This is a genomic window from Pseudomonas vranovensis (genome assembly GCF_040438935.1).
Taxonomy (GTDB): Bacteria; Pseudomonadota; Gammaproteobacteria; order Pseudomonadales; family Pseudomonadaceae; genus Aquipseudomonas; species Aquipseudomonas vranovensis.
Window position 1 is genome coordinate 5,229,530 of the sequence record NZ_CP159259.1, and the last position, 22,360, is coordinate 5,251,889.

21 protein-coding genes are annotated in these 22,360 nt (G+C 62.4%); 9 read left to right on the plus strand and 12 right to left on the minus strand.

What is annotated here, in order from left to right:
- Position 1: 1 nt before the first annotated feature.
- From ABVN19_RS24155 to ABVN19_RS24190, 8 genes are all read right to left on the minus strand, one after another.
- Positions 2-808 carry a MetQ/NlpA family ABC transporter substrate-binding protein gene (locus ABVN19_RS24155; RefSeq protein WP_105641407.1) on the minus strand — a complete coding sequence of 269 codons (807 nt, stop codon included), beginning with the start codon at positions 806-808 and terminating at the stop codon, positions 2-4.
- The gene (locus ABVN19_RS24160; protein WP_028942336.1) at positions 801-2,186 is read right to left on the minus strand and encodes an LLM class flavin-dependent oxidoreductase; all 1,386 of its coding nucleotides are present in this window, start codon (positions 2,184-2,186) and stop codon (positions 801-803) included. The genes ABVN19_RS24155 and ABVN19_RS24160 overlap by 8 nt, the downstream gene beginning before the upstream one ends.
- Entirely contained in the window at positions 2,186-3,391 is a 1,206-nt protein-coding gene (locus tag ABVN19_RS24165; RefSeq protein WP_105641408.1) for an SfnB family sulfur acquisition oxidoreductase, read from the minus strand. Before ABVN19_RS24165 ends, ABVN19_RS24160 begins: the two co-directional genes overlap by 1 nt.
- 21 nt (positions 3,392-3,412) lie before the next feature.
- A complete protein-coding gene (locus ABVN19_RS24170; RefSeq protein WP_028942334.1) occupies positions 3,413-4,654 on the minus strand; it encodes an SfnB family sulfur acquisition oxidoreductase in 1,242 nt (413 codons plus the stop codon).
- A gap of 252 nt (positions 4,655-4,906) precedes the next feature.
- Positions 4,907-5,668 carry an L-cystine ABC transporter ATP-binding protein TcyN gene (tcyN, locus tag ABVN19_RS24175; RefSeq protein WP_028942333.1) on the minus strand — a complete coding sequence of 254 codons (762 nt, stop codon included), beginning with the start codon at positions 5,666-5,668 and terminating at the stop codon, positions 4,907-4,909.
- 2 nt (positions 5,669-5,670) lie between these two features.
- Positions 5,671-6,336: a cystine ABC transporter permease gene (gene tcyL / locus ABVN19_RS24180; RefSeq protein WP_028942332.1), complete on the minus strand. Its 666-nt coding sequence runs from the start codon at positions 6,334-6,336 to the stop codon at positions 5,671-5,673.
- Positions 6,336-7,124, minus strand: a complete 789-nt coding sequence (gene tcyJ, locus ABVN19_RS24185) for a cystine ABC transporter substrate-binding protein (protein WP_028942331.1) — start codon at positions 7,122-7,124, stop codon at positions 6,336-6,338. Before tcyJ ends, tcyL begins: the two co-directional genes overlap by 1 nt.
- A 108-nt stretch (positions 7,125-7,232) precedes the next feature.
- The gene (locus tag ABVN19_RS24190; RefSeq protein WP_028942330.1) at positions 7,233-8,231 is read right to left on the minus strand and encodes a D-cysteine desulfhydrase; all 999 of its coding nucleotides are present in this window, start codon (positions 8,229-8,231) and stop codon (positions 7,233-7,235) included.
- A gap of 192 nt (positions 8,232-8,423) precedes the next feature.
- Here ABVN19_RS24190 and epsC point away from each other — a divergent pair, with 192 nt between their 5' ends.
- Both epsC and betT read left to right on the plus strand, forming a co-directional pair.
- The gene (gene epsC / locus ABVN19_RS24195) at positions 8,424-9,356 is read left to right on the plus strand and encodes a serine O-acetyltransferase EpsC (protein ID WP_028942329.1); all 933 of its coding nucleotides are present in this window, start codon (positions 8,424-8,426) and stop codon (positions 9,354-9,356) included.
- Between the two features lie 212 nt (positions 9,357-9,568).
- Entirely contained in the window at positions 9,569-11,530 is a 1,962-nt protein-coding gene (betT, locus tag ABVN19_RS24200; protein WP_177431038.1) for a choline transporter BetT, read from the plus strand.
- A gap of 56 nt (positions 11,531-11,586) precedes the next feature.
- On the opposite strand, the gene tauD is transcribed toward betT, so the two are convergent.
- The 4 genes from tauD to tauA are packed head-to-tail and all read right to left on the minus strand — an operon-like array spanning position 11,587 to position 15,057.
- Positions 11,587-12,420, minus strand: coding sequence for a taurine dioxygenase (gene tauD, locus ABVN19_RS24205; RefSeq protein WP_028942327.1), 834 nt, complete (start codon positions 12,418-12,420; stop codon positions 11,587-11,589).
- 19 nt (positions 12,421-12,439) lie between these two features.
- Entirely contained in the window at positions 12,440-13,276 is an 837-nt protein-coding gene (tauC, locus tag ABVN19_RS24210) for a taurine ABC transporter permease TauC (RefSeq protein WP_028942326.1), read from the minus strand.
- Complete coding sequence (gene tauB, locus ABVN19_RS24215; RefSeq protein WP_105641410.1) at positions 13,273-14,067, minus strand: taurine ABC transporter ATP-binding subunit; 795 nt, start codon at positions 14,065-14,067, stop codon at positions 13,273-13,275. Before tauB ends, tauC begins: the two co-directional genes overlap by 4 nt.
- Positions 14,068-14,079: 12 nt before the next feature.
- A complete protein-coding gene (gene tauA, locus ABVN19_RS24220; RefSeq protein WP_028942324.1) occupies positions 14,080-15,057 on the minus strand; it encodes a taurine ABC transporter substrate-binding protein in 978 nt (325 codons plus the stop codon).
- 448 nt (positions 15,058-15,505) lie between these two features.
- Between tauA and ABVN19_RS24225 the strand changes: the two genes are divergently transcribed.
- The 7 genes from ABVN19_RS24225 (at position 15,506) to ssuB (ending at position 22,343) form a co-directional block, all read left to right on the plus strand.
- Positions 15,506-16,834 carry an OprD family porin gene (locus ABVN19_RS24225; RefSeq protein WP_028942323.1) on the plus strand — a complete coding sequence of 443 codons (1,329 nt, stop codon included), beginning with the start codon at positions 15,506-15,508 and terminating at the stop codon, positions 16,832-16,834.
- Between the two features lie 159 nt (positions 16,835-16,993).
- Entirely contained in the window at positions 16,994-17,632 is a 639-nt protein-coding gene (locus ABVN19_RS24230; RefSeq protein WP_028942322.1) for a peroxiredoxin, read from the plus strand.
- Positions 17,633-17,875: 243 nt separating this feature from the next.
- The gene (gene ssuE, locus ABVN19_RS24235) at positions 17,876-18,469 is read left to right on the plus strand and encodes an NADPH-dependent FMN reductase (protein WP_105641411.1); all 594 of its coding nucleotides are present in this window, start codon (positions 17,876-17,878) and stop codon (positions 18,467-18,469) included.
- An 87-nt stretch (positions 18,470-18,556) separates the two neighbouring features.
- Positions 18,557-19,522, plus strand: coding sequence for a sulfonate ABC transporter substrate-binding protein (locus tag ABVN19_RS24240; RefSeq protein ID WP_028942320.1), 966 nt, complete (start codon positions 18,557-18,559; stop codon positions 19,520-19,522).
- A gap of 58 nt (positions 19,523-19,580) precedes the next feature.
- The gene (gene ssuD / locus ABVN19_RS24245) at positions 19,581-20,729 is read left to right on the plus strand and encodes an FMNH2-dependent alkanesulfonate monooxygenase (RefSeq protein ID WP_028942319.1); all 1,149 of its coding nucleotides are present in this window, start codon (positions 19,581-19,583) and stop codon (positions 20,727-20,729) included.
- 10 nt (positions 20,730-20,739) lie between these two features.
- On the plus strand, positions 20,740-21,534 hold the full coding sequence (ssuC, locus tag ABVN19_RS24250) for an aliphatic sulfonate ABC transporter permease SsuC (RefSeq protein ID WP_028942318.1): 795 nt from the start codon (positions 20,740-20,742) through the stop codon (positions 21,532-21,534).
- Complete coding sequence (gene ssuB, locus ABVN19_RS24255) at positions 21,531-22,343, plus strand: aliphatic sulfonates ABC transporter ATP-binding protein (RefSeq protein ID WP_105641412.1); 813 nt, start codon at positions 21,531-21,533, stop codon at positions 22,341-22,343. Before ssuC ends, ssuB begins: the two co-directional genes overlap by 4 nt.
- Positions 22,344-22,360 lie beyond the last annotated feature (17 nt).

The following is a 22,360-nucleotide window of genomic DNA, read 5'->3' on the forward strand; positions in this document are numbered from 1 at the left end:
CTCAGCTCTCCCAGCCGGGCTGGTAGAGCGTGCCGTGGGCCTTTTCCAGCGCGGCACGAACCGCCGGCGAGTGCTGGTAGATGTCGATGAACTTGGCCAGGCGCGGATCATCCTTGGTTTGCGGACGGATCACGAACTGGATCACGTATTCCTTGTGGTCCAGGCCGTCGAACAGCAGCGCCGAGGTGGCATCGAAGGTCTTGGCCAGGCGGATGTAGGCCGGGTATCCCTGAACCAGATCGGCATCGTCGTAGGCACGTACCAGTTGCACCGCTTCAACCTGGAGGATCTTCAACTGTTTGGGGTTGGCGATGATGTCTTCCTCGGTGGCCTTGTAGCCGACGCCCGGCTTGAGGGTGATCAAGCCTGCCTTGGCCAGCAGCTGCAAGCCGCGGCCGCTGTTGATCGGGTCGTTGGCGATAGCCACGCTGGCCCCCTGGGGCAACGCGTCGAAGCGTTGGTACTTTTTCGAGTAGAGGCCGACGTTGTTGATGATCCCCGGCGCGTAGGGCACAAGGTCAAAGCCGGCGGCGGCCTTGGCGTTTTCCAGGAAGGGGATGTGTTGGAAATAGTTCACGTCGATGTCGCCACTGACCAGGCTGACGTTCGGCGCGATCCAGTCGCTGAACTCTATCAGTTCCACCTTCAGGCCCTGTTTTTTCGCCTCGTCGACGGCGGCCTCCAGCGGGATGGAAAAGGCAGCCGTGGTGCCGACTTTCAAGGGCTCGTCGGCGGCCTGGGCCGTGTTGAACAGGCCAAGGGTCAGGGCCAGTGCCGCGACGGGGCGGGCGAGGAATGTCTTAAGCATGTTGTGGCGCTCCGGTCGGGGTGGTGTGGCGATAGCTGGCGCCGGGATGGTCGGCGGGCAGGTGGGGTTGTCGGCTGGCGAAGAGTTTTTCGCGCAGGCTGCCGGGTTCGTACGCGGTCTTGTAGGAGCCGCGACGTTGCAGCTCCGGGATTACCAGGTCGATGAAGTCGACGTAGCTTTCCGGGGTGACGGTGCGGGTCAGGTTGAAGCCGTCCAGGCCGGTTTCGGCGATCCAGCTTTCCAGTGCGTCGGCAACCTGGGTCGGCGAGCCCACCAGGGTGATGTAGCGACCGCCCAGGGCGTGCTGGTCCAGCAGCTTGCGGCGGGTCCAGTCGTTGTTCTGTAGGGTTTTGGTCGCCGACTGGATCGCGTTGCTTTTGACGTACTGGATCGGCTCGTCCAGTGCATAGGCGGAAAAGTCGATGCCGGTGGAACTGGAAAAGTGCGCGACACCCGCTTCCGGGCTGGCATGGCGCAGGTACTCGGCGTGCTTGGCGCTGGCTTGTTCCTCGGTGCGCGCGACGATCACGGTCAGGCCCATGAACACCTTGATCGCGTGCGGGTCTCGCCCTGCGGCCACGGCAGCGGCGCGTACCTTGTCGACCTGGGCACGGGTCGCTTGCTTGGTCTGGCCGCTGATGAACACGCACTCGGCATGGTTGCCGGCAAAACTCAGGCCGCGCTCGGAGCTGCCGGCCTGGAACAGCACCGGCGTGCGTTGTGGTGAGGGCTCGCACAGGTGATAGCCCTCGACCCGGTAGAACTCACCCTGGTGCCGCACCTTGTGGACTTTGTCGGGCCGAGCGTAGATCCGCTGCTGGCGGTCGTTGAGTACGGCACCGTCTTCCCAGCTGCCTTCGAGCAGCTTGTACAGCACCTGCATGTATTCATCGGCCTGGTCGTAGCGGCGGTCATGCTCGGTCTGTCGCTCCAGGCCCATGGCACGGGCGGCGCTGTCCAGGTAACCGGTGACGATGTTCCAGCCCACCCGGCCTCGGCTCAGGTGGTCGAGGGTCGAGAGTTTGCGGGCGAACAGGTAGGGCGCCTCGTAGGTGAGGTTGGCGGTCAGGCCGAAGCCCAGGTGACGGGTAACGGCAGCCATGGCCGAGACCAGCAGCAACGGGTCGTTGACCGGCAGTTGGATCGACTCCTTGAGCGGTACATCCACCCCGTTCTGGTACACGTCGTAGACCCCGACGATGTCAGCGATGAACAGCCCGTCGAACAGGCCGCGCTCAAGCAGTTGTGCAAGCTCGGTCCAGTATTCGAGGGTCTTGTACTGGGCTGAGGTGTCACGAGGGTGGGTCCACAGGCCATGGTTGATGTGCCCGATGCAGTTCATGTTGAAGGCGTTGAGCAGGATCTTTTTCTTCGCCATCAGATGGTCCCCCGCAGCGGTGGGTTTTCATCGTTGAGGTAGTAGTTGCCGATGGCGTGGTACTTCCAGCGCACCGGGTCATGCAGGGTATGTACGCGGGCGTTGCGCCAGTGGCGGTCCAGGCCGTGCTCGGCCAGGGTGGCCTGGCTGCCGGCCAGTTCGAACAGGGTGCTGCCGGCGGCCAGGGAAATTTCGGTGCTGATCGCCCGGGCCTCGGCTACAGCGATGGAGGCGGCGGCCACGGTCGTGGCGTCGGGTTCAGACTGGGCCCGGTCGAGGCATTCGCCGGCGCGTTCGAGCAAGGCCTCGGCGGCGTGCAAGCGGATCGCCAAGTGGCCGAACGACTTCAAGGTCAATGGGTCTTCGCAGGCTTTGTCGATACCGGAGTCGATCCAGGGCCGGGTACGGGTGCGTACGAACTGCAGGGCGTCCTCGTAGGCGGCGCGGGCAATGCCCGTGTCGATAGCGGCATGTAGGATCTGCGCCAGCGGGCCGACCGTAGTCGGGCGTTCGAAGGCGCTCTGGAAAGGCACCACATCGTCGGCGGCCACCGGGACATTGTCGAACACCACCGAGCCGCTGCCGGTGGTGCGCTGGCCGAAGCCACTCCAGTCGTCGATCACTTTGAGCCCGGCACTCTCGGCGGACACGAACACCAATTGCTGCACGCCGCGCTCATCGACCACCGAGGTGGGAATGCGCTGGGCGTAGAGGGCGCCGGTGGCGTAGAACTTGCGCCCGTTGATGCGGTAGGCATCGCCGTCACGGCTCAGGGCGGTGGTGCGGTCGTGGGCTGTCTTGGTGCCCAGTTCGGCCAGGGCATTGCCAAAGCGCTGGCCGGCCATTACCTCGGCATAGAGGCGTTGTTGTTGTGCAGCGCTGCCGTTCACGCGCAGCACTTCCAGAGCGTAGAAATGGTTCTGTGGAATCTGCCCCAGCGAGGCATCGGCCTGGGCAATGCGGGCGATGACCTTGGCCAGGGTGACGTTGGAAACACCGGCCCCGCCAAAGGCCTTGGGGACGCTGATGGCCCACAGGCCGGAGCGGGAAAACAGCGCCAGTTCAGGGTGCGGCAGGCGTCGCTCGCGGTCGCGCAGGATGCTGTCGCGGCGTAGTTGGCCGGCCAGCTTTTCGGCAACCTCCAACGCCTGGGCGTCAGTGTGGATCACCGCGACGTTTTCGTGCGGTTGGGGGAGAAGGCTCATAACAGGGCTCCAGTGGTCTGGTCAGATCCAGGCGTGCCGGGCAGGCAAGGTACCGTTGAGGTGATAGGCGCCGACGGCGTGGTATTTCCAGCGCACCGGGTCGTGGAGGGTGTGCACGCGGGCGTTGCGCCAGTGCCGGTCGAGGTTGAACTCGGCGAGGGTGGCGCGGCTGCCGGCAAGCTCGAACAGCTTCTCGCTGGCTTGCAGGGCGATCTCGGTGGTCAGCACCTTGGCTTCTGCCACGGCAATCGAGGCACGGGCTGCGGACGCGGCATCCACCGGGCCTGCGTCGACTTCATCGAGGGTTCGCGCAGCCTTGCTCAACAGGGCCTGGGCGGCGTGCAGTTCGAGCTGCAGGCGACCGATGTCGGCGATCACGTAGAGATCGTCGCTGGCGCGCTCGACCTTGGCATCGATCCAGGGCCGGGCCCGCTCGCGGACAAAAGCGATGGCATCGGCCACGGCCGCTTCGGCAATGCCGGCGTCGATGGCCGCCTGGATCAGTTGCGAGACAGCGCCCTGGATGTTCGGCACTTCGCTCTGGCGCCAGATATCCACGACCAGGTCATTGTCGACCTGCACCTGATCCAGCAGCACTGTGCCGCTGGCGGTGGTGCGTTGGCCGAAGCCGCTCCAGTCATCGACGATGCGCAGCCCCGGGGTGCCGCGGCGAACGAAGGCCATCACCGGACGGCACTCATCGTTCAGCGCCTTGACCGCCACCCAATGGGCGAACAGGGCGCCGGTCGAATAGAACTTCTGCCCATCGATCACCGAGTGTTCGCCTTTGCGAGTGATCCGCGCCTTGAGTTCCAGGGTGTTCTTGCTGCCGCGTTCGGGGCCGGCGTTGCCGATGCGCCAGCCGTCGAGCACCGACTTGAACAGCAGGTCTTTCTGCCGTTCGCTGGCGGCGCCTTTGAGCAGTTGCAGGATGCCGAACTGGTTTTGCGGAATCTGCCCCAGCGCCGGGTCGGCGGCACTGATGATGCGGAACACCTCGGCAAGGGTGACGAACGAAACCTGTGCACCGCCGTGGCTGCGAGGAATGGAGATACTGCCCAGGCCACTGCGGGTGAACTGCTCGATTTCGGCCCACGGCAGCTTGCGCTGCTGATCGCGACGGGCAGCCTGGCTGCGGGCGATCTCGGCCAGCTCATGGGCGGCCTGCAGGGCCTCGGTGTCGCTGCGCAGCACGTTGGCTGGCAACAGCAGGGGGGCGTTGTCCAGATCACTGTGGACGTTGGTGGTTGCCAGACTGGACATCAGTACTGCTCCTTGGCTGCACTCAATGCCCTGGCGTTACGCACTGGGGTGATTGTGTTCCTGACCATACCTACCTCACGTATTGAGAAGGTCGACGCGAGGGCGCCGACGAAAAATGCGCTGGTCCGGTGGTCCGGTTTATATACCCTAATCGTGTATAAAAATTAAATAAACTAACTTATAGGAATATTAATAGAAGTGTTGCTACCGCCCCAAACAGCGGGATGGGCGGTAGCAATGGGGGCGGGGAAATCAGTAACCGGTGTTCTGGGTGCCGAGAAACTTGCCGAGGAACTGGCGGGTGCGCTCTTCACGGGGGTGGGCGAACAGTGCCTTGGCCTCACCCTGTTCGACGATCACACCCTTGTCGAAAAAGATCACCCGGTTGGCGACGTCGCGGGCAAAGCTCATTTCATGAGTGACGATGATCATCGTGCGGTTTTCTTCGGCAAGCCCGCGGATGGTGGCCAGCACCTCGCCAACCAGCTCAGGGTCCAGTGCCGAGGTGGGTTCGTCGAACAGAATCACTTCAGGTTCCATGGCCAGCGCGCGGGCAATGGCTACGCGTTGTTGCTGGCCACCCGAAAGCTTGCGCGGGTAGGCGTCTTCCTTGCCGGCAAGGCCCACCTTGGCGAGCAGCTTGCGTCCCAGCGCCACCGCCTTGTCGTGCGGGGTCTTCTTGACCACCAGCGGCCCTTCGATGACGTTCTCCAGTGCCGTGCGGTGCGGGAACAGGTTGAAGCTCTGGAACACGAAACCTACCTGCTGGCGCAGCTTGCGGATCAGTCCTTGCTGCTGGCCGAGCGGGCGGTTGGCATCGATCTGCACATCGCCGACCTGGATGCGGCCGCTGCTGGGGGTTTCCAGCAAGTTGAGGCAACGCAGGAAGGTGGTCTTGCCCGAGCCGCTGGGGCCGATGATGGCGATCACCTCGCCGGCCTCGACCTTCAGGCTGATGTCGTTCAGCACGGTCTGGCCGTTGAACTGCTTGCTCAGTCGGTCTACCACGATCATGCTCAGGACTCCTGGTCGTGCCGGTTGACCCGCGCTTCCAGACGGTTCTGAAAGTGTGCGAGAACGCTGGCCAGCACCCAGTAGATCAGGGCGGCGGCAAGGTACATGGTGAAGATTTCAAAGGTACGGGCGGTGATCAGCTGCGCCTGGCGAAACAGTTCCGGCACCTGGATGGTGGCCGCCAGGGCAGTGTCCTTGACCAGCGAAATGAAGCTGTTGCCAAGCGGTGGCAAGGCGGTACGCGCCGCCTGGGGCAGGATCGCCCGGCGCATTGCCTGGCCACGGGTCATGCCGATACTGGCGGCGGCCTCCCATTGGCCGCGATCGATGGAGCCGATGGCAGCACGCAGGATTTCACAGGCGTAGGCGGCCATGTTCAGCGAGAAGCCGATCAGCGCTGCCGGCAACGGGTCCAGCTCAAGCCCCAGCTGCGGCAGACCGTAGTAGATCATGAACAACTGCACCAGCAGCGGTGTGCCGCGAAAGAACGACACATAGACCCGCGCCGTCCAGCTCAGCAGCTTGAACGACGACAAGCGCATCAGCGCCAGGCCAAAACCCAGCAGCAGGCCGAAGAACATCCCGCCCAGGCTGAGGATTACCGTGTAGTAAGCGCCCTTGAGCAGAAAGGGCGCGCTGTCGAGAGCAAGCTGCAGGCTGTCTTCGATCATTTAGTCACGTCGGCGCCAAAGTACTTCTCGGAGAGCTTGGCCAGGGTGCCATCGGCGCGCAGCTTGTCCAGCGCCTTGTTGATAGCATCGAGCAATTCGGGCTCACCCTTGCGCAGGGCGATACCGGATTCCAGGCGCGAGAAGGCGTCACCTGCCACGGCGGTGTCCTGGGCTTTCTTCGCGTATTCCAGCGCGGCCAGGCGGTCGATGAGGATGGCGTCGATTCGGCCCACGCGCAGGTCCTGGAACTTGCTCGGGTCATCGTCATAGGTGCGCACCTCCGCCTTCGGTACCGCCGATTTCACCCACTGCTCGTAGTTGGTACCCAGGCCCACACCGACCTTCTTGCCGGCCAGGTCGGCGGCAGATTTGATCGTGCCTTCGTTCTTTTTCAGGGTCAGCGCCTGGATACCGGAAACGGTATAGGGCTCGGAGAAGTCGTACTTTTTCTTGCGCTCATCAGAGATGGTCACTTGGTTGACCACCACGTCCAGGCGCTTGGACTCAAGGGCGGCGAGGATGCCGTCCCATTTGGTCGGCTGCAGCTTGGCCTTGACCCCCAGCTCCTTGGCCAGGGCTTCGGAGAGCTCCACCTCGAAGCCGGCCAGCTTGCCGCTTTCATCGACGAAGCTGAAGGGTGGGTAGGTGCCTTCGAGGCCTACGCTGATCACCCCTTTGTCTTTGATGGTCTTCAATTGCTCGCCGGCAACGGCCTGGCCAAGCAGGCTGGCGCCCAGCAGCAGGGCAACACCTGCATTGAAAATCTGTTTACCGATTACTGTCATGACGAAGCCCCAATGTTGTTGTGTAGTGGGTGACGACAATAGGGTGAAGCGCTATAGGCTTAAAAATAATATAAATTTATTTTCTTATATCGCTTTCAGATAAGCCATTCAGCTGTTCCAGACCTCAGGGTAGGCGAATAATGCCGGAGCCCCACCGGTATGCAGGAAAATCAGCGGACCATCATCGAAACGCTGGCGAGCGATGCCATCGAGCAAGCCGGCCATGGCCTTGCCGGTGTACACCGGATCCAGCAGCAGGCCTTCGTGGCTTGCCAGCAGGCGTATGGCGGCCAGGGTGCCGGCATTCGGCTCGCCGTAGCGGGGGGCGAAATACTCGTCCCAGAGTTCAACGTGAAAGCTGCCGGGTACCTGCACACCGAGCAGTTCGGCCGTGCGTTCGGCCAGGCCCTGGACCTTGGGCCGCTGGTCTTCATCACTGCGCGATACGGTCACCCCAATCACCGGCAGTTGTGGCATGACCGATGCCAGGGCCAGGCCGAGGCCGCTATGGGTGCCGGCGCTGCCGGAGGCCAGGACCACGCCGGCAAATTGCTTGCCGGTGTGGTCGATCTGGGTCGCCAGTTCAAGGCCTGCACGCACATAACCCAGCGCACCGAGAGCGTTGGAGCCACCAATAGGCACCACGTAAGGTTTGCGACCGCTGGCGTGCAGCCGTATGGCAAGGGCCTGGAGTTGATCATCGGCATTGTCCAGGTTGTCGACCAACTCGACCTTGGCATCGAACAGGTCGAGCAGCAGGCGGTTGCCGTTTTGCTGGTAATTGAGCGAATCGGTGCCGATGGGGTTTTCCAGTAGCGCCACACAACCCAGGCCCAGGCGCGCAGCCAAGGCGGCCGTCTGGCGCACATGATTGGACTGGATTGCACCGGCGGTCACCAGGGTGTCGGCACCCTTGCTCAAGGCGTCGGCGGCCAGGTATTCGAGCTTGCGCAGCTTGTTGCCGCCGAGGGCGAGCGGCGTGCAATCGTCGCGCTTGACGTAGATTTCGCGGCCCAGCCAGGCCGAAAGGCGATCCAGCTTTTCCAGTGCGGTGGGTGCGCCTAGCAGGTCCAGACGATTGAAGCGTTCGAGCTGTCGTTCGATCATGGCAACACATCTGCGTGGGAAAATTCGACTATAGGCAGCGCCAAGCTCAGGGGCAACTCCAGGGCTTATGCCGGCGTTATCGCGATCTGGAATAAAGGGTTATTTTTTCCCGCCTGGTGATTTGCCGTAAAGTGACCGCCTATCAGGCGGCCTTCCCTTCCAATAACCGCCGCCGTGGCAGGAGACGTAACCGTGAGCGAAAACGCGCAAACAGGGCATTGGCAATTGCAGGGCATCGTCGCCGGCTTGCGTACTGCCCGGGACAAATGGCGCAGCAGCAATGGTCGTAGCAGTGGCGAACAGGGCGGCCGCGAGCTGCCTTCGCGTGAAGCCATGCGGCACATCCTCGAGCAACTGTGCGGGGCGCTGTTCCCGATGCGCCTGGGGCCCGTGGACTTGCGCGAGGAAAGTGAAGACTTCTATGTCGGGCACACCCTCGATTCGGCCCTGACTGCCTTGCTCGCCCAGGCCCGCCTCGAGCTTCGCTACGTGGCTCGCCACGGCAAGTGCAACATGGCGGATGTCGACGCCAAGGCCCTGAGCGTTATCCAGGGCTTTGCTGCGGCATTGCCGGGCCTGCGCAGCATCCTCGATACCGATGTACTGGCTGCCTTCCACGGCGACCCGGCGGCGCGCAGCGTCGATGAAGTGTTGCTGTGCTACCCGGGAATTCTTGCGGTCATCCATCACCGTCTGGCCCATCACCTGTACCGCGCTGGCCTGCCGTTGCTCGCGCGGATCAGTTCGGAGCTGGCGCATTCGGCCACCGGTATCGACATCCACCCGGGTGCGCAGATCGGTCAGAGTTTCTTCATCGACCACGGCACTGGCGTAGTGATCGGCGAGACGGCAATCATCGGTGAGCGTGTGCGCATCTACCAGGCCGTTACCCTGGGCGCCAAGCGCTTCCCGGCTGACGAAGACGGCCAGTTGCAAAAGGGGCACCCGCGTCACCCGATCGTAGAGGACGACGTGGTGATTTACGCCGGCGCCACTATTCTGGGACGTATCACCATCGGCAAGGGTTCGACCATCGGCGGCAACGTCTGGCTGACCCGCAGTGTGGCGCCGGGCAGCAACCTGACCCAGGCCAATCTGCAGCACGATGACGGGACCCAGAAGTAGCGCAAACCAGGCTTGGCTTGCGGCATCGGGTCGCATTGCGGACCCCATCCATGTTTAACTTGAACGCTTGTTCAAGTTAAAACGGTGGTCCGCTGCCGGCGTTCAACAGGAGGAAACCCTTTGCTGAACCCGTTCAATCCAAGCCTTTTCCCTCATTTCGAGGTGCGCGTTAGATGAGTGCACCGAGTTCCCTACCCAGCGGCAAGATCCGCATGAATCCGCCGGTTTTCTATTTCGCGGCGAGCTTTATCCTCATTTTCGGACTGGTGGTCATCAGCAACCCGCAAGCAGCGGGTGAGTGGTTGCTGGCGGCGCAGAACTGGGCGGCCAACACGGTCGGCTGGTATTACATGCTGGCAATGACGCTGTACCTGGTCTTCGTGGTGGTCACCGCCTTGTCCGGCTACGGCAAGATCAAGCTCGGTGCCGACCACGACGAGCCCGAGTTCAGCTACCTGTCCTGGGCCGGCATGCTGTTCGCCGCCGGTATCAGCATCACCTTGTTCTTCTTCTGTGTCTCCGAACCCCTGACCCATATGCTCCATCCGCCCCAGGGCGAGGCGGGCACTGCCGAGGCCGGGCGTCAGGCGATGCAGTTGTTGTTCCTGCACTGGGGCCTGCATGGCTGGGGCGTGTTTGCCTTCGTCGGCATGGCCCTGGCGTACTTTGCCTACCGTCACAACCTGCCTCTGGCCCTGCGTTCTGCGCTTTACCCGCTGATCGGGAAACGCATCAACGGGCCGATCGGTTATGCGGTGGATGGCTTCGGGATCATTGCCACGGTGTTCGGCCTGGGCGCCGACATGGGCTTTGGTGTGCTGCACCTGAACTCTGGCCTGGACTACCTCTTCGGCATCCCGCATACCCAATGGGTACAAGTGGCGCTGATTACCCTGATGATGGGTGCTGCGGTGGCGGTTGCCGTGGCGGGAGTCGAGAAGGGCGTGCGGGTGATGTCCGACATCAACATGTTCCTGGCCTGTGCGCTGTTGCTGTTCGTGCTGTTTGCCGGGCCCACGCAGCATCTGTTCAATACCCTGATCCAGAACCTGGGTGACTACCTGGGGGCGCTGCCGCGCAAGAGCTTTGATGTCTATGCCTACAACGAGGCCAGCGACTGGCTGGGCGGCTGGACCGTGTTCTACTGGGCCTGGTGGATTGCCTGGGCGCCGTTTGTAGGCCTGTTCATCGCGCGGATCTCCCGTGGCCGGACCATCCGTGAATTCGTCTTTGGCGTGCTGCTGATTCCGTTGGGCTTCACCCTGGCGTGGATGTCGATCTTCGGCAACAGCGCCATGTCCCAGGTGCTCGATCACGGCATGACCGCACTGGGACAGTCGGCGATCGACAACCCGTCAATGACCCTCTACCTGCTGCTGGAAACCTACCCCTGGAGCAAGGCGGTGATCGGCGTCACCGTGTTCATCAGTTTTGTGTTCTTCGTCACCTCCGCCGACTCCGGCACTGTGGTGCTGTCGACCCTGTCCGCCCGTGGCGGCAATGCCGATGAAGACGGCCCCAACTGGTTGCGGGTGTTCTGGGGCGCGATGACGGCGCTGGTGACCATCGGCCTGTTGTTCGCCGGCAGCATCGATTCGTTGAAGTCGGCGGTGGTACTGACCTCGCTGCCGTTCTCGGTGATCCTGCTGGCCATGATGTGGGGCCTGCACAAGGCGTTCTACCTGGAGTCGCAACGCCAGATTGCGCAGATGCATTCCCTGGCACCTTTCGCCAATTCGCGCCGCGGACGCGGTGGCTGGCGTCAGCGCTTGAGCCAGGCCGTGCATTTTCCGTCGCGCGATGAGGTGTACCGCTTCATGGACGACGTGGTGCGCCCGGCGATTGCCGAGGTAACCGAGGTGTTTGTCGAGAAAGGCCTGAACGTCATCACCCAGGAGGACCCGAGCCACGACAACGTCAGCCTCAAGATCGGCCACGGTGAAGAGCAGCCGTTCATTTACCAGGTGCAGATGCGCGGGTATTTCACCCCGTCATTCGCCTTGGGCGGGTTGGGTACCCAGGAGTTGAAGAACCGTCGTTACTATCGTGCTGAAGTTCACCTGAGCGAAGGCAGCCAGGACTATGACCTGGTTGGCTACAGCAAGGAGCAGATCATCAACGACATCCTTGATCAGTACGAGCGGCATATGCAGTTTTTGCATTTGGTTCGTTAGCAAGCCATCGCGGGGCAAGCCCGCTCCTGCTGGAGCAGGCTTGCCCCGCGATCGCGTCAGAACGGCGCATCCCCAAGAATTGTCGCCCGGTGCATCACCCGCCGCTGCGGCCGATAGTCATCCACCGCGAAATGCTGCGTCACGCGGTTGTCCCAGAACGCCACGTCGCTCTCCTGCCAGCGCCAGCGGATGGTGAACTCCGGGCGGGTGGCGTGGGCGAACAGCAGCTTGAGAATCGCCTCGCTTTCCGTCTCGCTGAGCTCATTGATCCGCGTGGTGAAGCCTTCATTGACGAACAGCGACTTGCGGCCGCTGACCGGGTGGGTGCGAACTACCGGGTGCGACAGCGGTGGGTTATTGCGCCGCGTCGCCTTCCAGCGCGCCAGGTCTTCGGGTGTATTGCCGAAGCGTTCAAGCGGAAAGGACTTGGTGAAGTCGTGCGTTGCCGTCAACCCGTCGAGCAATTGTTGCAGCGGCGCCGACAAGGCCTCGAACGCTGCGATGCCACTGGCCCACAAAGTGTCGCCACCGTAAGCCGGCAGTTGCTTGGCACTGAGCACGGCACCCAGTGCCGGGGTTGGCAGGAAGGTCACGTCGGTGTGCCACACGGCGTTGTCGCGCACGTCAGTAACCGCTGTGTCGAGCACCAGCACCTGCGGGGTTTCCGGCACGTTGGGGTAGATCGGATGAATGTGCAGGTCGCCAAAGCGCGCGGCAAATTCAGCTTGCTGGCGTGGGTTGATCGGCTGGTCGCGAAAGAACAGCACCTGATGAGTGAGCAGGGCGTGTTCGATGGCGTCACGTGTTTCGTGGCTGATCGGGTGGCTCAGGTCGATACCGCTGATCTGGGCGCCGAGGGCAGGGCTGAGCGGGGTAATGGTCAGGCTCATGTCGGTTCTCGATACGTCTTCAATGACTCTGGCCATGCCAGGGCACTAGTTTGCGTTGCAGGGCACGCAGGCTCATTTCCAGGGCAAAGGCGATCAGCGCGATCACCAGGATGCCGAGCACCACCACATCGGTCACCAGGAACTGCGCGGCCGACTGGACCATGAAACCCAGGCCGCTGGTGGCGGCGATCAACTCGGCGGCGACCAGGGTCGACCAGCCCACGCCCAGACCGATGCGCACACCGGTGAGGATGTCGGGCAAGGCGCTGGGCAGGATCACATGGCGAATCAGTTGGGCCCGCGTGGCGCCCAGCGACTGTGCTGCCCGTAGCTTGCTCGGGTCGACGGTGCGTACACCGGTGGCGGTGGCAATGGCGATGGGGGCAAAGATCGCGAGGTAGATCAGCAGCACTTTCGACAGCTCGCCGATACCGCACCAGATTACGATCAAGGGCAGGTAGGCCAGGGGTGGAATCGGGCGGTAGAACTCGATCAGCGGGTCGAGGATACCGCGGGCAATACGGTTGTGGCCGATGGCGATGCCAATCGGGATCGCGGTGACTATTGCCGCGCCCAAGGCCAGTCCGATGCGCCCCAGGCTCGCGCCCAGATGTTGCCAGAGCGTGGACTCCATGTAGCCCTGGGTCAGCAGCAACCAGGCCTTGGCCAGCACCGCACCAGGAGATGGCAGGAACAGCGGCTCGATCCATTCGGCTGCAGTCACCGCCCACCACACCAGTAGCAGGGTGGCCAGGGTCAGACCGCTGATCAAGCGAGTGCTCAAAGGGCGACGTAGCGGGGTGGGCGCGTGCGCTGGGGCGCTGTGTTTGGCTGCGACCACATTCAGGCTGCTCATGCGATCTCCTGGCGCACGGTGGCGCTGCGTTGGGAAAACACCCGGGCCAGGACATGCTCGCGGGTTTCGATAAAGCGTGGATCGGACTTGATTGCCCGCGCCGATTCGCCGGCGGCGTACCGCTGGCCGAAATCCAGATGCAGACGTTCGACGATTTGCCCGGGATCGGGCGCCAGTAGAATCAGGTCGGTGGCGAGAAACACGGCTTCTTCAATGTCGTGGGTAATCAGGAACACCGGCTTGGCCGTGCGTTGCCAGACCTGCAACAGCAGCTCTTGCATCTGTTCACGGGTAAAGGCATCCAGTGCGCCGAACGGCTCGTCCATCAACAGCACCCGTGGGTCGGCAGCCAGGGCGCGAGCCAGGCCTACGCGTTGCTTCTGCCCACCGGAAAGCTGCCAGACCCGCCGCTTGCCGAAGTCGCTCAGGTCGACCAGTGCCAGCATCTCCCGGGCCTTGCGTTCACGCTCGGCGCGCGGCACCCCGGCCAGCTCCAGGCCGAAGGCGACGTTGGCCAGCACGTCCTGCCACGGCAGCAGGGCGTCGTCCTGGAAGACCACGCCCCGTTCGGCACTGGGGCCTTGCACCGGCACACCGTCCAGGGTGATACGGCCGGCGCTGGGCGCGACGAACCCTGCGATCAAATTGAGCAGCGACGTCTTGCCGCTGCCGGAGGGACCCAGGGCCACCAGCAATTGCTCCGGGCCCAGGCTGAGGGTGATGTCGGTCAGCACCGGTACGGCTGCGCCGGGGTACTGTGCGCTGATGCGCTCCAGCTCAAGCAATGCCATGACAAGCTCCGATCAATGGGGGATGAACTGGGCGCTGACATAGGGCGAGTAATCCGGCAGCACGGCTTCAACCTTGCCCTGCGCCTTGAGGAAGGTCGCGGTGTCGGTAATCGCCTGGGTTGTCGGTGCGCCCAGTGCGGCGACCTGGTCGGCGGCCAGCGGGAACACGTTGCCCTGCAGCAGGCCCGGGATGTCGGCGGGCTTGGCGCCGGACAGCTTGACCAGCTTGTCGACGTTGCTCGAGTTGGCCAGCCAGGCTTGCGGGTCCTTGCGGTAGTCGGCGTAGGCATCAAGGGTCACGGTGGCGAAGGCCTTGACGATGTCAGGGTGCTTGGCCGCGAAGTCCTTGCGCACGATCCAGGCGTCAAAGGTCGGTGCCCCTTTCTTGGCCAGCTCGCCGGAAGTGATCAACACCTTGCCGGTCTCCTTGGCCACACCCAGGGCGGGGTCCCATACATAGGTGGCATCAATGTCGCCGCGCTTCCAGGCGGCGATGATCGCCGGTGGCGCCAGGTTGAGGATCTGCACCTTGGCCGGGTCGATGTCCCACTGCTTGAGTGCGGCCAGCAGGCTGTAATGGCCGGTCGACACGAACGGTACGGCGATCTTCTTGCCGATCAGGTCCTGAGGCGAGTTGATGTTGGCGCCGTCACGAGCTACCAGGGCTTCGGCAGCGCCGATCTGCGTGGCGATCAGGAACGTTTCCACCGGCAGCTTGCGGGTGGCAGCGGCAGCCAGCGGGCTGGAGCCGAGATAACCGATCTGCACGTCGCCGGAAGCCACGGCGGTGATCACATCAGCGCCGCTGTCGAATTTGCGCCAGTCGATGCTGGCCTTGCTGGCTTTTTCGTAGTCGCCGTTGACCTGGGCGACCTTGGCCGGATCAACGGTCGTCTGGTAGGCCACGGTCAGATCGGCCGCCTGGGCCAACCAGCTGGCGCCAGCCAGGGTCAGGGCGGCAAACAGGCGCAGTGGGGCGTGCGGGGTCATGGTGAACTCCTTCTCAGGCGGTGGAGGTGCGAGAGAAGAAAGGCTAAATGATCTAAGAAAGCTAAAATAAATAACTTTTTAGCATTAGCTTAGGAAGCATTTGATTTAAGGTTGTTGGGGGCCGAAGGAAGGTGCCCAGGAGATTAGATCTAAAAAATTAGAGCTTATAACCTTAAGGAATTAAACAGGACGTCGATACAGCTGGCTGAGAAAAATTCGGAACATATTCCAGATTAGTCTGAAAAATTCTGAAATAAGGCTTTTTGGATTTATAGGATTGTTATTATCCTTGACCCCAAGGGCTGGCGTATTAGACCAAAGTAGCGAAATGAATAGTTACGATTGACTTGACGGTCACGCTTTGGTGCTAATCGCCAATCGACAACGAGCAGGGCTTCAGATCCTGCCGTAAGCGAACCACAAGAATTAGAAACGAGAGGAGCAAAACATGTACAAGTCGACCTTGGCAATTGCCGTGGCCGTAGGGGTTCTGGCCCAGCAGGCAGGTGCCGCCGGTTTCGTTGAAGACAGCAAGCTGTCGCTCAGCTCCCGCACCATGTACTTCAACAACGACAACCGTGATGGTGGCGCTGACAACCGTGAATCGGGTCAGGGTTTCAAAGTCGACTACATCTCGGGTTTCACCGAGGGTACCGTTGGTTTTGGTGTTGATGCACAAGCCCTGTGGGGTATTCACCTGGACGGCGGCCGTGGCCACCACCCAGACAACAGCAGTTTCTTCCCAAGCGACTCCGATGGTTCGGCCGAGAGCCAGTGGGCCCGTTTCGGTGCCAACGCCAAAGCGCGCTTCTCCAAGACTGAAGCTCACTTCGGGAGCGCCCTGGCGCCAAACCTGCCGATCCTGGTATCCAACGACGGTCGTCTGCTGCCACAAACCTTTGAAGGCGGCACCATCCAGTCCAAGGAAATCGACAGCCTGACCCTCAACGCCGGTCAGCTGACCCACGCCATGGGCCGTGCTTCGAGCAACCGTACCGGCCTGTCGGTTGCCGGTGCTACCCAGGACAGCAACAAGTTCCAGTTCGCCGGTGGCGACTGGAAAGTCACCAAAGACCTGACCCTGCAGTACTACTACTCGAACCTGGAAGACTTCTACAAGCAGCACTTCCTGGGCCTGGTACACGTCCTGCCGATTGCTGAAGACCAGTCGTTCAAGACCGACATCCGCTACTTCGACAGCAGCAGCGATGGCAAGAACGGTGAAACCGGCTACGCCTTCAACAACAACGGTGGCTATGCCAAGAACACCGGCGAGGTCGACAACAAGACCTGGAGCGCCATGTTCACCTACTCCCTGGGTGGTCATGCTTTCCTGTTGGGTCACCAGCAGATCGGTGATGACGGTGGTTTCGTCTGGCTGAACCAGGGCAACGTGGTTGACGGCAATGGCCGCAACGAAGGTGCCGGCGGTTCGAGCTTCTACCTGTTCACCGACAGCATGATCAACCAGTTTGCCCGTGCCGGTGAAAACACCACCTTCGGTCAGTACTCCTACGACTTCGCTCGCCTGGGTGTTCCTGGTCTGAAGACCTCGATCTCCTACCTGCGTGGTGATGACATCCGTAGCCGTACCGGTGGCAGCGACTACAGCGAGTGGGAACGCGACGCGCGTATCGACTACGTGATCCAGGAAGGTACCCTCAAGGGCCTGGGCGCCAGCCTGCGTCACGGTGTGTACCGCGGCGGCAGCAGCGAAGCCAGCGCCGACCAGGATCAGACCCGCCTGATCTTCAACTACACTTACAGCTTCATGTAAGTCCGGTTGAAACGAGAAGCCTCGCCTTAGTGCGAGGCTTTTTTTTGTCTGCGCATTTATAGATTTTAAAGTTATAAATAAATCGATATTTATTCTTTTTAATTTCTACTGCTTGCAGGCACAGTGAACCCATAACGAACCCAGCCAAGGAGCCGCACCATGAGCCTCAGACTCGGCGATATCGCCCCCGACTTCGAACAGGAATCCAGCGCCGGCAAGATCCGTTTCCATGAGTGGCTGGGCAATAGCTGGGGCGTGCTGTTTTCGCATCCGGCCGACTTCACTCCGGTATGCACCACCGAGCTGGGCTTTACCGCCAAGCTCAAGGACCAGTTTGCCGAGCGCGGCGTCAAGGCCATTGCCCTGTCGGTGGACCCGGTGGACTCCCACCACCGCTGGATCGACGACATCAACGAAACCCAGAACACCGTGGTCAACTTCCCGATCCTGGCCGATGCCGACCGCAAGGTTTCGGACCTCTACGACCTGATCCACCCCAACGCCAGTGACACGCTGACGGTACGCTCCCTGTTTGTGATCGACCCGAACAAGAAGATCCGCCTGACCATCACTTACCCGGCCAGCACGGGGCGCAACTTCCACGAAATCCTCAGGGTGATCGACTCGCTGCAGCTTACCGACAACCACAAGGTGGCAACGCCAGCCAACTGGCAGGACGGTGATGAGGTGGTGATCGTGCCGTCGCTCAAGGACGAAGACGAAATCAAGCAACGCTTTCCGAAGGGCTACCGGGCGGTCAAGCCGTACTTGCGCTTGACCCCGCAGCCTAACCGCTGAATCCAATAGCAGGGATCCTTGGGCCGTTTCGACGGCCCTTTTTTATGGTTGATCGCGGGGCAAGCCCGCTCCCACCAGGCCGGTGGTAGCGGGTTTGCCCCGCGATGCTTTAATAGTTCCAAAACGAATAAACAAATGAAAAAATATGATTTATAGATATATGTGTCCGGCTGTTAAGGTCACTCCACTCCAGCGAGAACTTCACCTCGCGGCCCTCTAGAACACGATCAAGGAAGCGCTCCAATGCTGGTTGTTTCTCTCGGTGGTAGTCCCAGTCTGCGTTCACGCTCCGGTGTGCTGCTTGAGCGCAGCCGCCAGTGGCTGCAAGAGCAGGGTGTTGAAGTGGTGACTTTCCAAGTACGGGATTTTCCGGCCGAGGACCTGCTGCATGCCCGCTTCGACAGCCCCAAAGTGCAACACTTCCTGCAACTGGTCGAACAGGCGGACGGCCTGATCGTCGCCACGCCGGTGTACAAGGCGTCCTTTGCGGGTGCCCTTAAAACACTGCTCGACCTGATGCCTGAACGCGCACTGCGCCACAAGGTGGTATTGCCAATCGCCACGGGCGGCAGCATCGCCCACATGCTGGCGGTGGATTACGCCCTCAAGCCCGTTCTGTCGGCACTCAAGGCCGAAGAAACCCTGCAAGGGATCTTCGCCGACGACAGCCAGATCGCCTACGGCGAAGGCAGCGCAGCCGCGCAGTTGGCCCCGGCCCTGGAGCAGCGCCTGAACGAATCGCTGGACCTGTTTCACAGTGCCCTGGCGCGCCGGCCAAAACCGGTCGCCCCAGGGGTGCTGAACGAACGTCTGCTCAGTGCTCGCTGGAGCATCTGAGCCCTACTCAACCTGTCATTCCCACCTTACTCGCCCGCCAACGGGCAAGCAGGTGCAGCCTGAACCCAACAGCAAAAGGAGAGCGCTATGCGCACTGTCATTTTGCGTCGTGGTCTGGTCGCTCTGTTTGCTGCGGCTGTGTCCTTCGGCGCCATCACTCACGCTCAAGCTGAAAGCCTGCGTATCGGTTATCAGAAGTACGGCACGCTGGTGCTGCTCAAGGCCAAGGGCTCGCTGGAAAAGCGTCTGGCCGCCCAGGGCGTACAGGTTCAATGGACTGAGTTCCCCGGCGGCCCGCAGCTGCTTGAAGGCCTGAACGTAGGCTCCATCGACTTCGGCGTTACCGGTGAAACCCCGCCCGTGTTTGCCCAGGCCGCCGGTGCCGATCTGCTGTACGTGGCCTATGAGCCGCCGGCACCGCACAGCGAAGCGATCCTGGTGCCCAAGGGGTCGTCGATCCAGTCGGTGAAGGAGCTCAAAGGCAAGAAGGTCGCGCTGAACAAGGGTTCCAACGTTCACTACCTGTTGGTACGCGCCCTTGAAGATGCCGGCCTCAAATACACCGACATCCAGCCGGTGTTCCTGCCGCCCGCCGATGCCCGCGCCGCCTTCGAGCGTGGCAGTGTCGATGCCTGGGTGATTTGGGATCCGTACCAGGCCGCCGCAGAACAGCAACTGCAGGCACGCACCCTGCGTGACGGCAAAGGCATTGTCGACAACCACCAGTTCTACCTCGCCACCAAGCCCTACGCCCAGAAGCACCCTGAGGTGATCAATGCTCTGGTGGAGGAAGTGCGCGCCGTGGGCGAGTGGTCCAAGGCCAATCCGCAAGAGGTCACCGACCAGGTGGCGCCGCTGCTCGGCCTGCCTGCCGACATCACCCTCACCTCGGTCAAGCGCCAGGGCTACGGTGCTCACTTCCTGACCCCGGACGTGGTCATTGCCCAACAGAAAATCGCCGACACCTTCCACTCGCTCAAGCTGATTCCCAAGCCATTGAGCATCAAGGATGTGATCTGGACTCCCCCGGCCAAGGTTGCCACCGCGCCTTGACGATTCGCCCGTGCCGGGGCGCCGCCCCGGTTTGCGTTCCCCTTAGGAGACAACTCCAATGAGCCTCAATATTTTCTGGTTTCTTCCCACCCACGGCGACGGTCACTACCTGGGCACCGCCGAAGGCGCCCGTGCGGTCGATCACGGCTACCTGCAGCAGATCGCCCAGGCTGCCGACCGCCTGGGCTTTGGCGGGGTGCTGATTCCCACCGGGCGCTCCTGCGAGGACTCCTGGCTGGTTGCTGCGTCGCTGATTCCGGTGACCCAGCGCCTGAAGTTCCTGGTGGCTCTGCGCCCGGGCATCATCTCACCCACGGTGGCTGCGCGTCAGGCGGCGACTCTGGACCGGCTCTCGGGTGGTCGTGCGTTGTTCAACCTGGTCACCGGCGGCGACCCGGAAGAACTCTCTGGCGATGGCCTGTTCCTCAGCCACGAAGAGCGCTACCAGGCTTCGGTGGAATTCACCCGCATCTGGCGGCGCGTACTGGAAGGCGAAACCGTCGACTACGACGGCCAGCATATCCAGGTCAAAGGCGCCAAGTTGCTTTACCCGCCCATTCAGCAGCCACGTCCGCCGTTGTACTTCGGCGGTTCCTCCGAGGCTGCGCAGGACCTGGCAGCCGAGCAGGTCGAGCTGTACCTGACCTGGGGCGAACCACCGGCCGCCGTGGCCGAGAAAATCGAGCAAGTGCGTGCCAAGGCCGCCAAGCAGGGCCGCACGGTGCGGTTCGGGATTCGTCTGCATGTAATCGTGCGCGAAACCAATGCCGAAGCCTGGCAGGCCGCCGAGCGCCTGATCTCGCACTTGGACGACGACACCATTGCCCGCGCCCAGGCCTCGCTGGCGCGCTTCGATTCGGTGGGCCAGCAACGCATGGCCGCGCTGCACGGCGGCAACCGCGACAACCTGGAAGTCAGCCCCAACCTCTGGGCCGGTGTCGGCCTGGTGCGTGGCGGTGCCGGTACCGCGCTGGTGGGTGACGGGCCGACCGTGGCGGAGCGGGTCAAGGAGTACGCGGCACTGGGCATCGATACGTTCATCTTCTCCGGTTATCCACACCTCGAAGAGTCGTACCGGGTTGCCGAGCTGCTGTTCCCGCACCTGGATGTGGAGCGCCCGGAGTTGCCGAAAACCGGTGGCTACGTGAGCCCCTTCGGCGAGATGGTGGCCAACGACATCCTGCCCAAATCCACAGCACAGCGCTGAGGGGCGGGCCATGAGTCGAGTCTCCACTCCCTGGCCACAGCGCCTGGCGCCCTGGGCGCTGCCGCTGCTGCTGTTGGCGATCTGGCAACTGTCCGTCAGTGCTGGCTGGCTGTCGACGCGCATCCTGCCGGCACCGAGCGCGGTACTCAGCGCCGGGGTCGAGCTGGTGCGCAGCGGCGAGATCTGGACGCATTTGGCAATCAGTGGCTGGCGTGCCGCCGTCGGGTTCTTGATCGGCGGTGCCATCGGCCTGGCACTGGGCTTTATCACCGGGCTGTCGAAGTGGGGTGAACGCCTGCTCGACAGCTCGGTGCAGATGATCCGCAACGTGCCGCACCTGGCGCTGATTCCGCTGGTGATCCTGTGGTTCGGGATCGATGAGTCGGCGAAGATTTTCCTGGTCGCTCTGGGTACCTTGTTCCCGATCTACCTGAACACCTACCACGGCATCCGCAACGTCGATCCGGCACTGGTGGAAATGGCACGCAGCTATGGTCTGTCGGGGTTCGAGCTGTTTCGCCAGGTGATTCTGCCCGGCGCCTTGCCGTCGATCCTGGTGGGGGTGCGCTTCGCCCTGGGCTTTATGTGGTTGACTCTGATCGTTGCCGAAACCATTTCGGCCAACGCCGGCATCGGCTACCTGGCCATGAACGCCCGCGAGTTCCTGCAGACCGACGTCGTGGTCCTGGCCATCGTCCTGTATGCCGTGCTGGGCAAGCTTGCCGACCTGGCGGCCCGAGGCCTCGAGCGGGTCTGGCTGCGCTGGCACCCGGCGTATCAACCGACCCGGGGAGAGGGCGCATGACCATCCTCAAGGAACCACCTCAACACCTGCTGCGCGGTATCCCGCTGGCGGCGAACAACCTGCAGAAAACCTTCGGCCAGCGGCAGGTGCTGTGCGATATCGACCTGCACATTCCGGCCGGGCAATTCGTGGCGATCGTTGGCCGCAGCGGCTGCGGCAAAAGCACGTTGCTGCGATTGCTGGCCGGGCTTGACCAGCCTTCCGGGGGCGAGTTGCTGGCAGGCACCGCCCCCCTGAGCGAGGCGCGCGAAGACACCCGGCTGATGTTCCAGGAGGCGCGCTTGTTGCCCTGGAAGAAGGTGATCGACAACGTCGGCCTGGGGTTGTCAGGCAACTGGCGGTCCCAGGCGCTGGAGGCCCTGGAAGCGGTCGGCCTGGCCGAGCGCGCCAACGAATGGCCGGCAGCGCTCTCGGGCGGGCAGAAGCAGCGTGTGGCCCTGGCCCGGGCCTTGATCCACAAACCTCGGCTGTTGCTGCTCGACGAGCCGTTGGGAGCGCTGGATGCGTTGACCCGCATCGAGATGCAGCAACTGATCGAACGGCTCTGGCGCCAGTACGGCTTTACCGTGCTGTTGGTAACCCATGATGTCAGCGAAGCGGTGGCGGTTGCTGACCGGGTGATTCTGATTGAAGACGGGGAGGTCGGACTGGACCTGACGGTCGACCTGCCACGACCACGGGCGCGCGGCTCACACCGCCTGGCGGCCCTGGAAGCCGAAGTTCTCAACCGGGTTCTGGCGATCCCGGGCACACCGCCCGAACCTGAACCTGTAGCCCCCTTGCCGACGCAATTGCGTTGGGCCCTCTGACCTGTAAGGAATCCAGC

Excerpts from the sequence above, each read along its gene's own strand:
- ABVN19_RS24155 (WP_105641407.1), bottom strand. The coding sequence starts at position 808 with ATGCTTAAGACATTCCTCGCCCGCCCCGTCGCGGCACTGGCCCTGACC.
- ABVN19_RS24160 (WP_028942336.1), bottom strand. The coding sequence starts at position 2,186 with ATGGCGAAGAAAAAGATCCTGCTCAACGCCTTCAACATGAACTGCATC.
- ABVN19_RS24165 (WP_105641408.1), bottom strand. The coding sequence starts at position 3,391 with ATGAGCCTTCTCCCCCAACCGCACGAAAACGTCGCGGTGATCCACACT.
- ABVN19_RS24170 (WP_028942334.1), bottom strand. The coding sequence starts at position 4,654 with ATGTCCAGTCTGGCAACCACCAACGTCCACAGTGATCTGGACAACGCC.
- tcyN (WP_028942333.1), bottom strand. The coding sequence starts at position 5,668 with ATGATCGTGGTAGACCGACTGAGCAAGCAGTTCAACGGCCAGACCGTG.
- tcyJ (WP_028942331.1), bottom strand. The coding sequence starts at position 7,124 with ATGACAGTAATCGGTAAACAGATTTTCAATGCAGGTGTTGCCCTGCTG.
- ABVN19_RS24190 (WP_028942330.1), bottom strand. The coding sequence starts at position 8,231 with ATGATCGAACGACAGCTCGAACGCTTCAATCGTCTGGACCTGCTAGGC.
- betT (WP_177431038.1), top strand. The coding sequence starts at position 9,569 with ATGAATCCGCCGGTTTTCTATTTCGCGGCGAGCTTTATCCTCATTTTC.
- tauD (WP_028942327.1), bottom strand. The coding sequence starts at position 12,420 with ATGAGCCTGACCATTACCCCGCTCAGCCCTGCCCTCGGCGCCCAGATC.
- tauC (WP_028942326.1), bottom strand. The coding sequence starts at position 13,276 with ATGAGCAGCCTGAATGTGGTCGCAGCCAAACACAGCGCCCCAGCGCAC.
- tauB (WP_105641410.1), bottom strand. The coding sequence starts at position 14,067 with ATGGCATTGCTTGAGCTGGAGCGCATCAGCGCACAGTACCCCGGCGCA.
- tauA (WP_028942324.1), bottom strand. The coding sequence starts at position 15,057 with ATGACCCCGCACGCCCCACTGCGCCTGTTTGCCGCCCTGACCCTGGCT.
- ABVN19_RS24225 (WP_028942323.1), top strand. The coding sequence starts at position 15,506 with ATGTACAAGTCGACCTTGGCAATTGCCGTGGCCGTAGGGGTTCTGGCC.
- ABVN19_RS24230 (WP_028942322.1), top strand. The coding sequence starts at position 16,994 with ATGAGCCTCAGACTCGGCGATATCGCCCCCGACTTCGAACAGGAATCC.
- ssuE (WP_105641411.1), top strand. The coding sequence starts at position 17,876 with ATGCTGGTTGTTTCTCTCGGTGGTAGTCCCAGTCTGCGTTCACGCTCC.
- ABVN19_RS24240 (WP_028942320.1), top strand. The coding sequence starts at position 18,557 with ATGCGCACTGTCATTTTGCGTCGTGGTCTGGTCGCTCTGTTTGCTGCG.
- ssuD (WP_028942319.1), top strand. The coding sequence starts at position 19,581 with ATGAGCCTCAATATTTTCTGGTTTCTTCCCACCCACGGCGACGGTCAC.
- ssuC (WP_028942318.1), top strand. The coding sequence starts at position 20,740 with ATGAGTCGAGTCTCCACTCCCTGGCCACAGCGCCTGGCGCCCTGGGCG.
- ssuB (WP_105641412.1), top strand. The coding sequence starts at position 21,531 with ATGACCATCCTCAAGGAACCACCTCAACACCTGCTGCGCGGTATCCCG.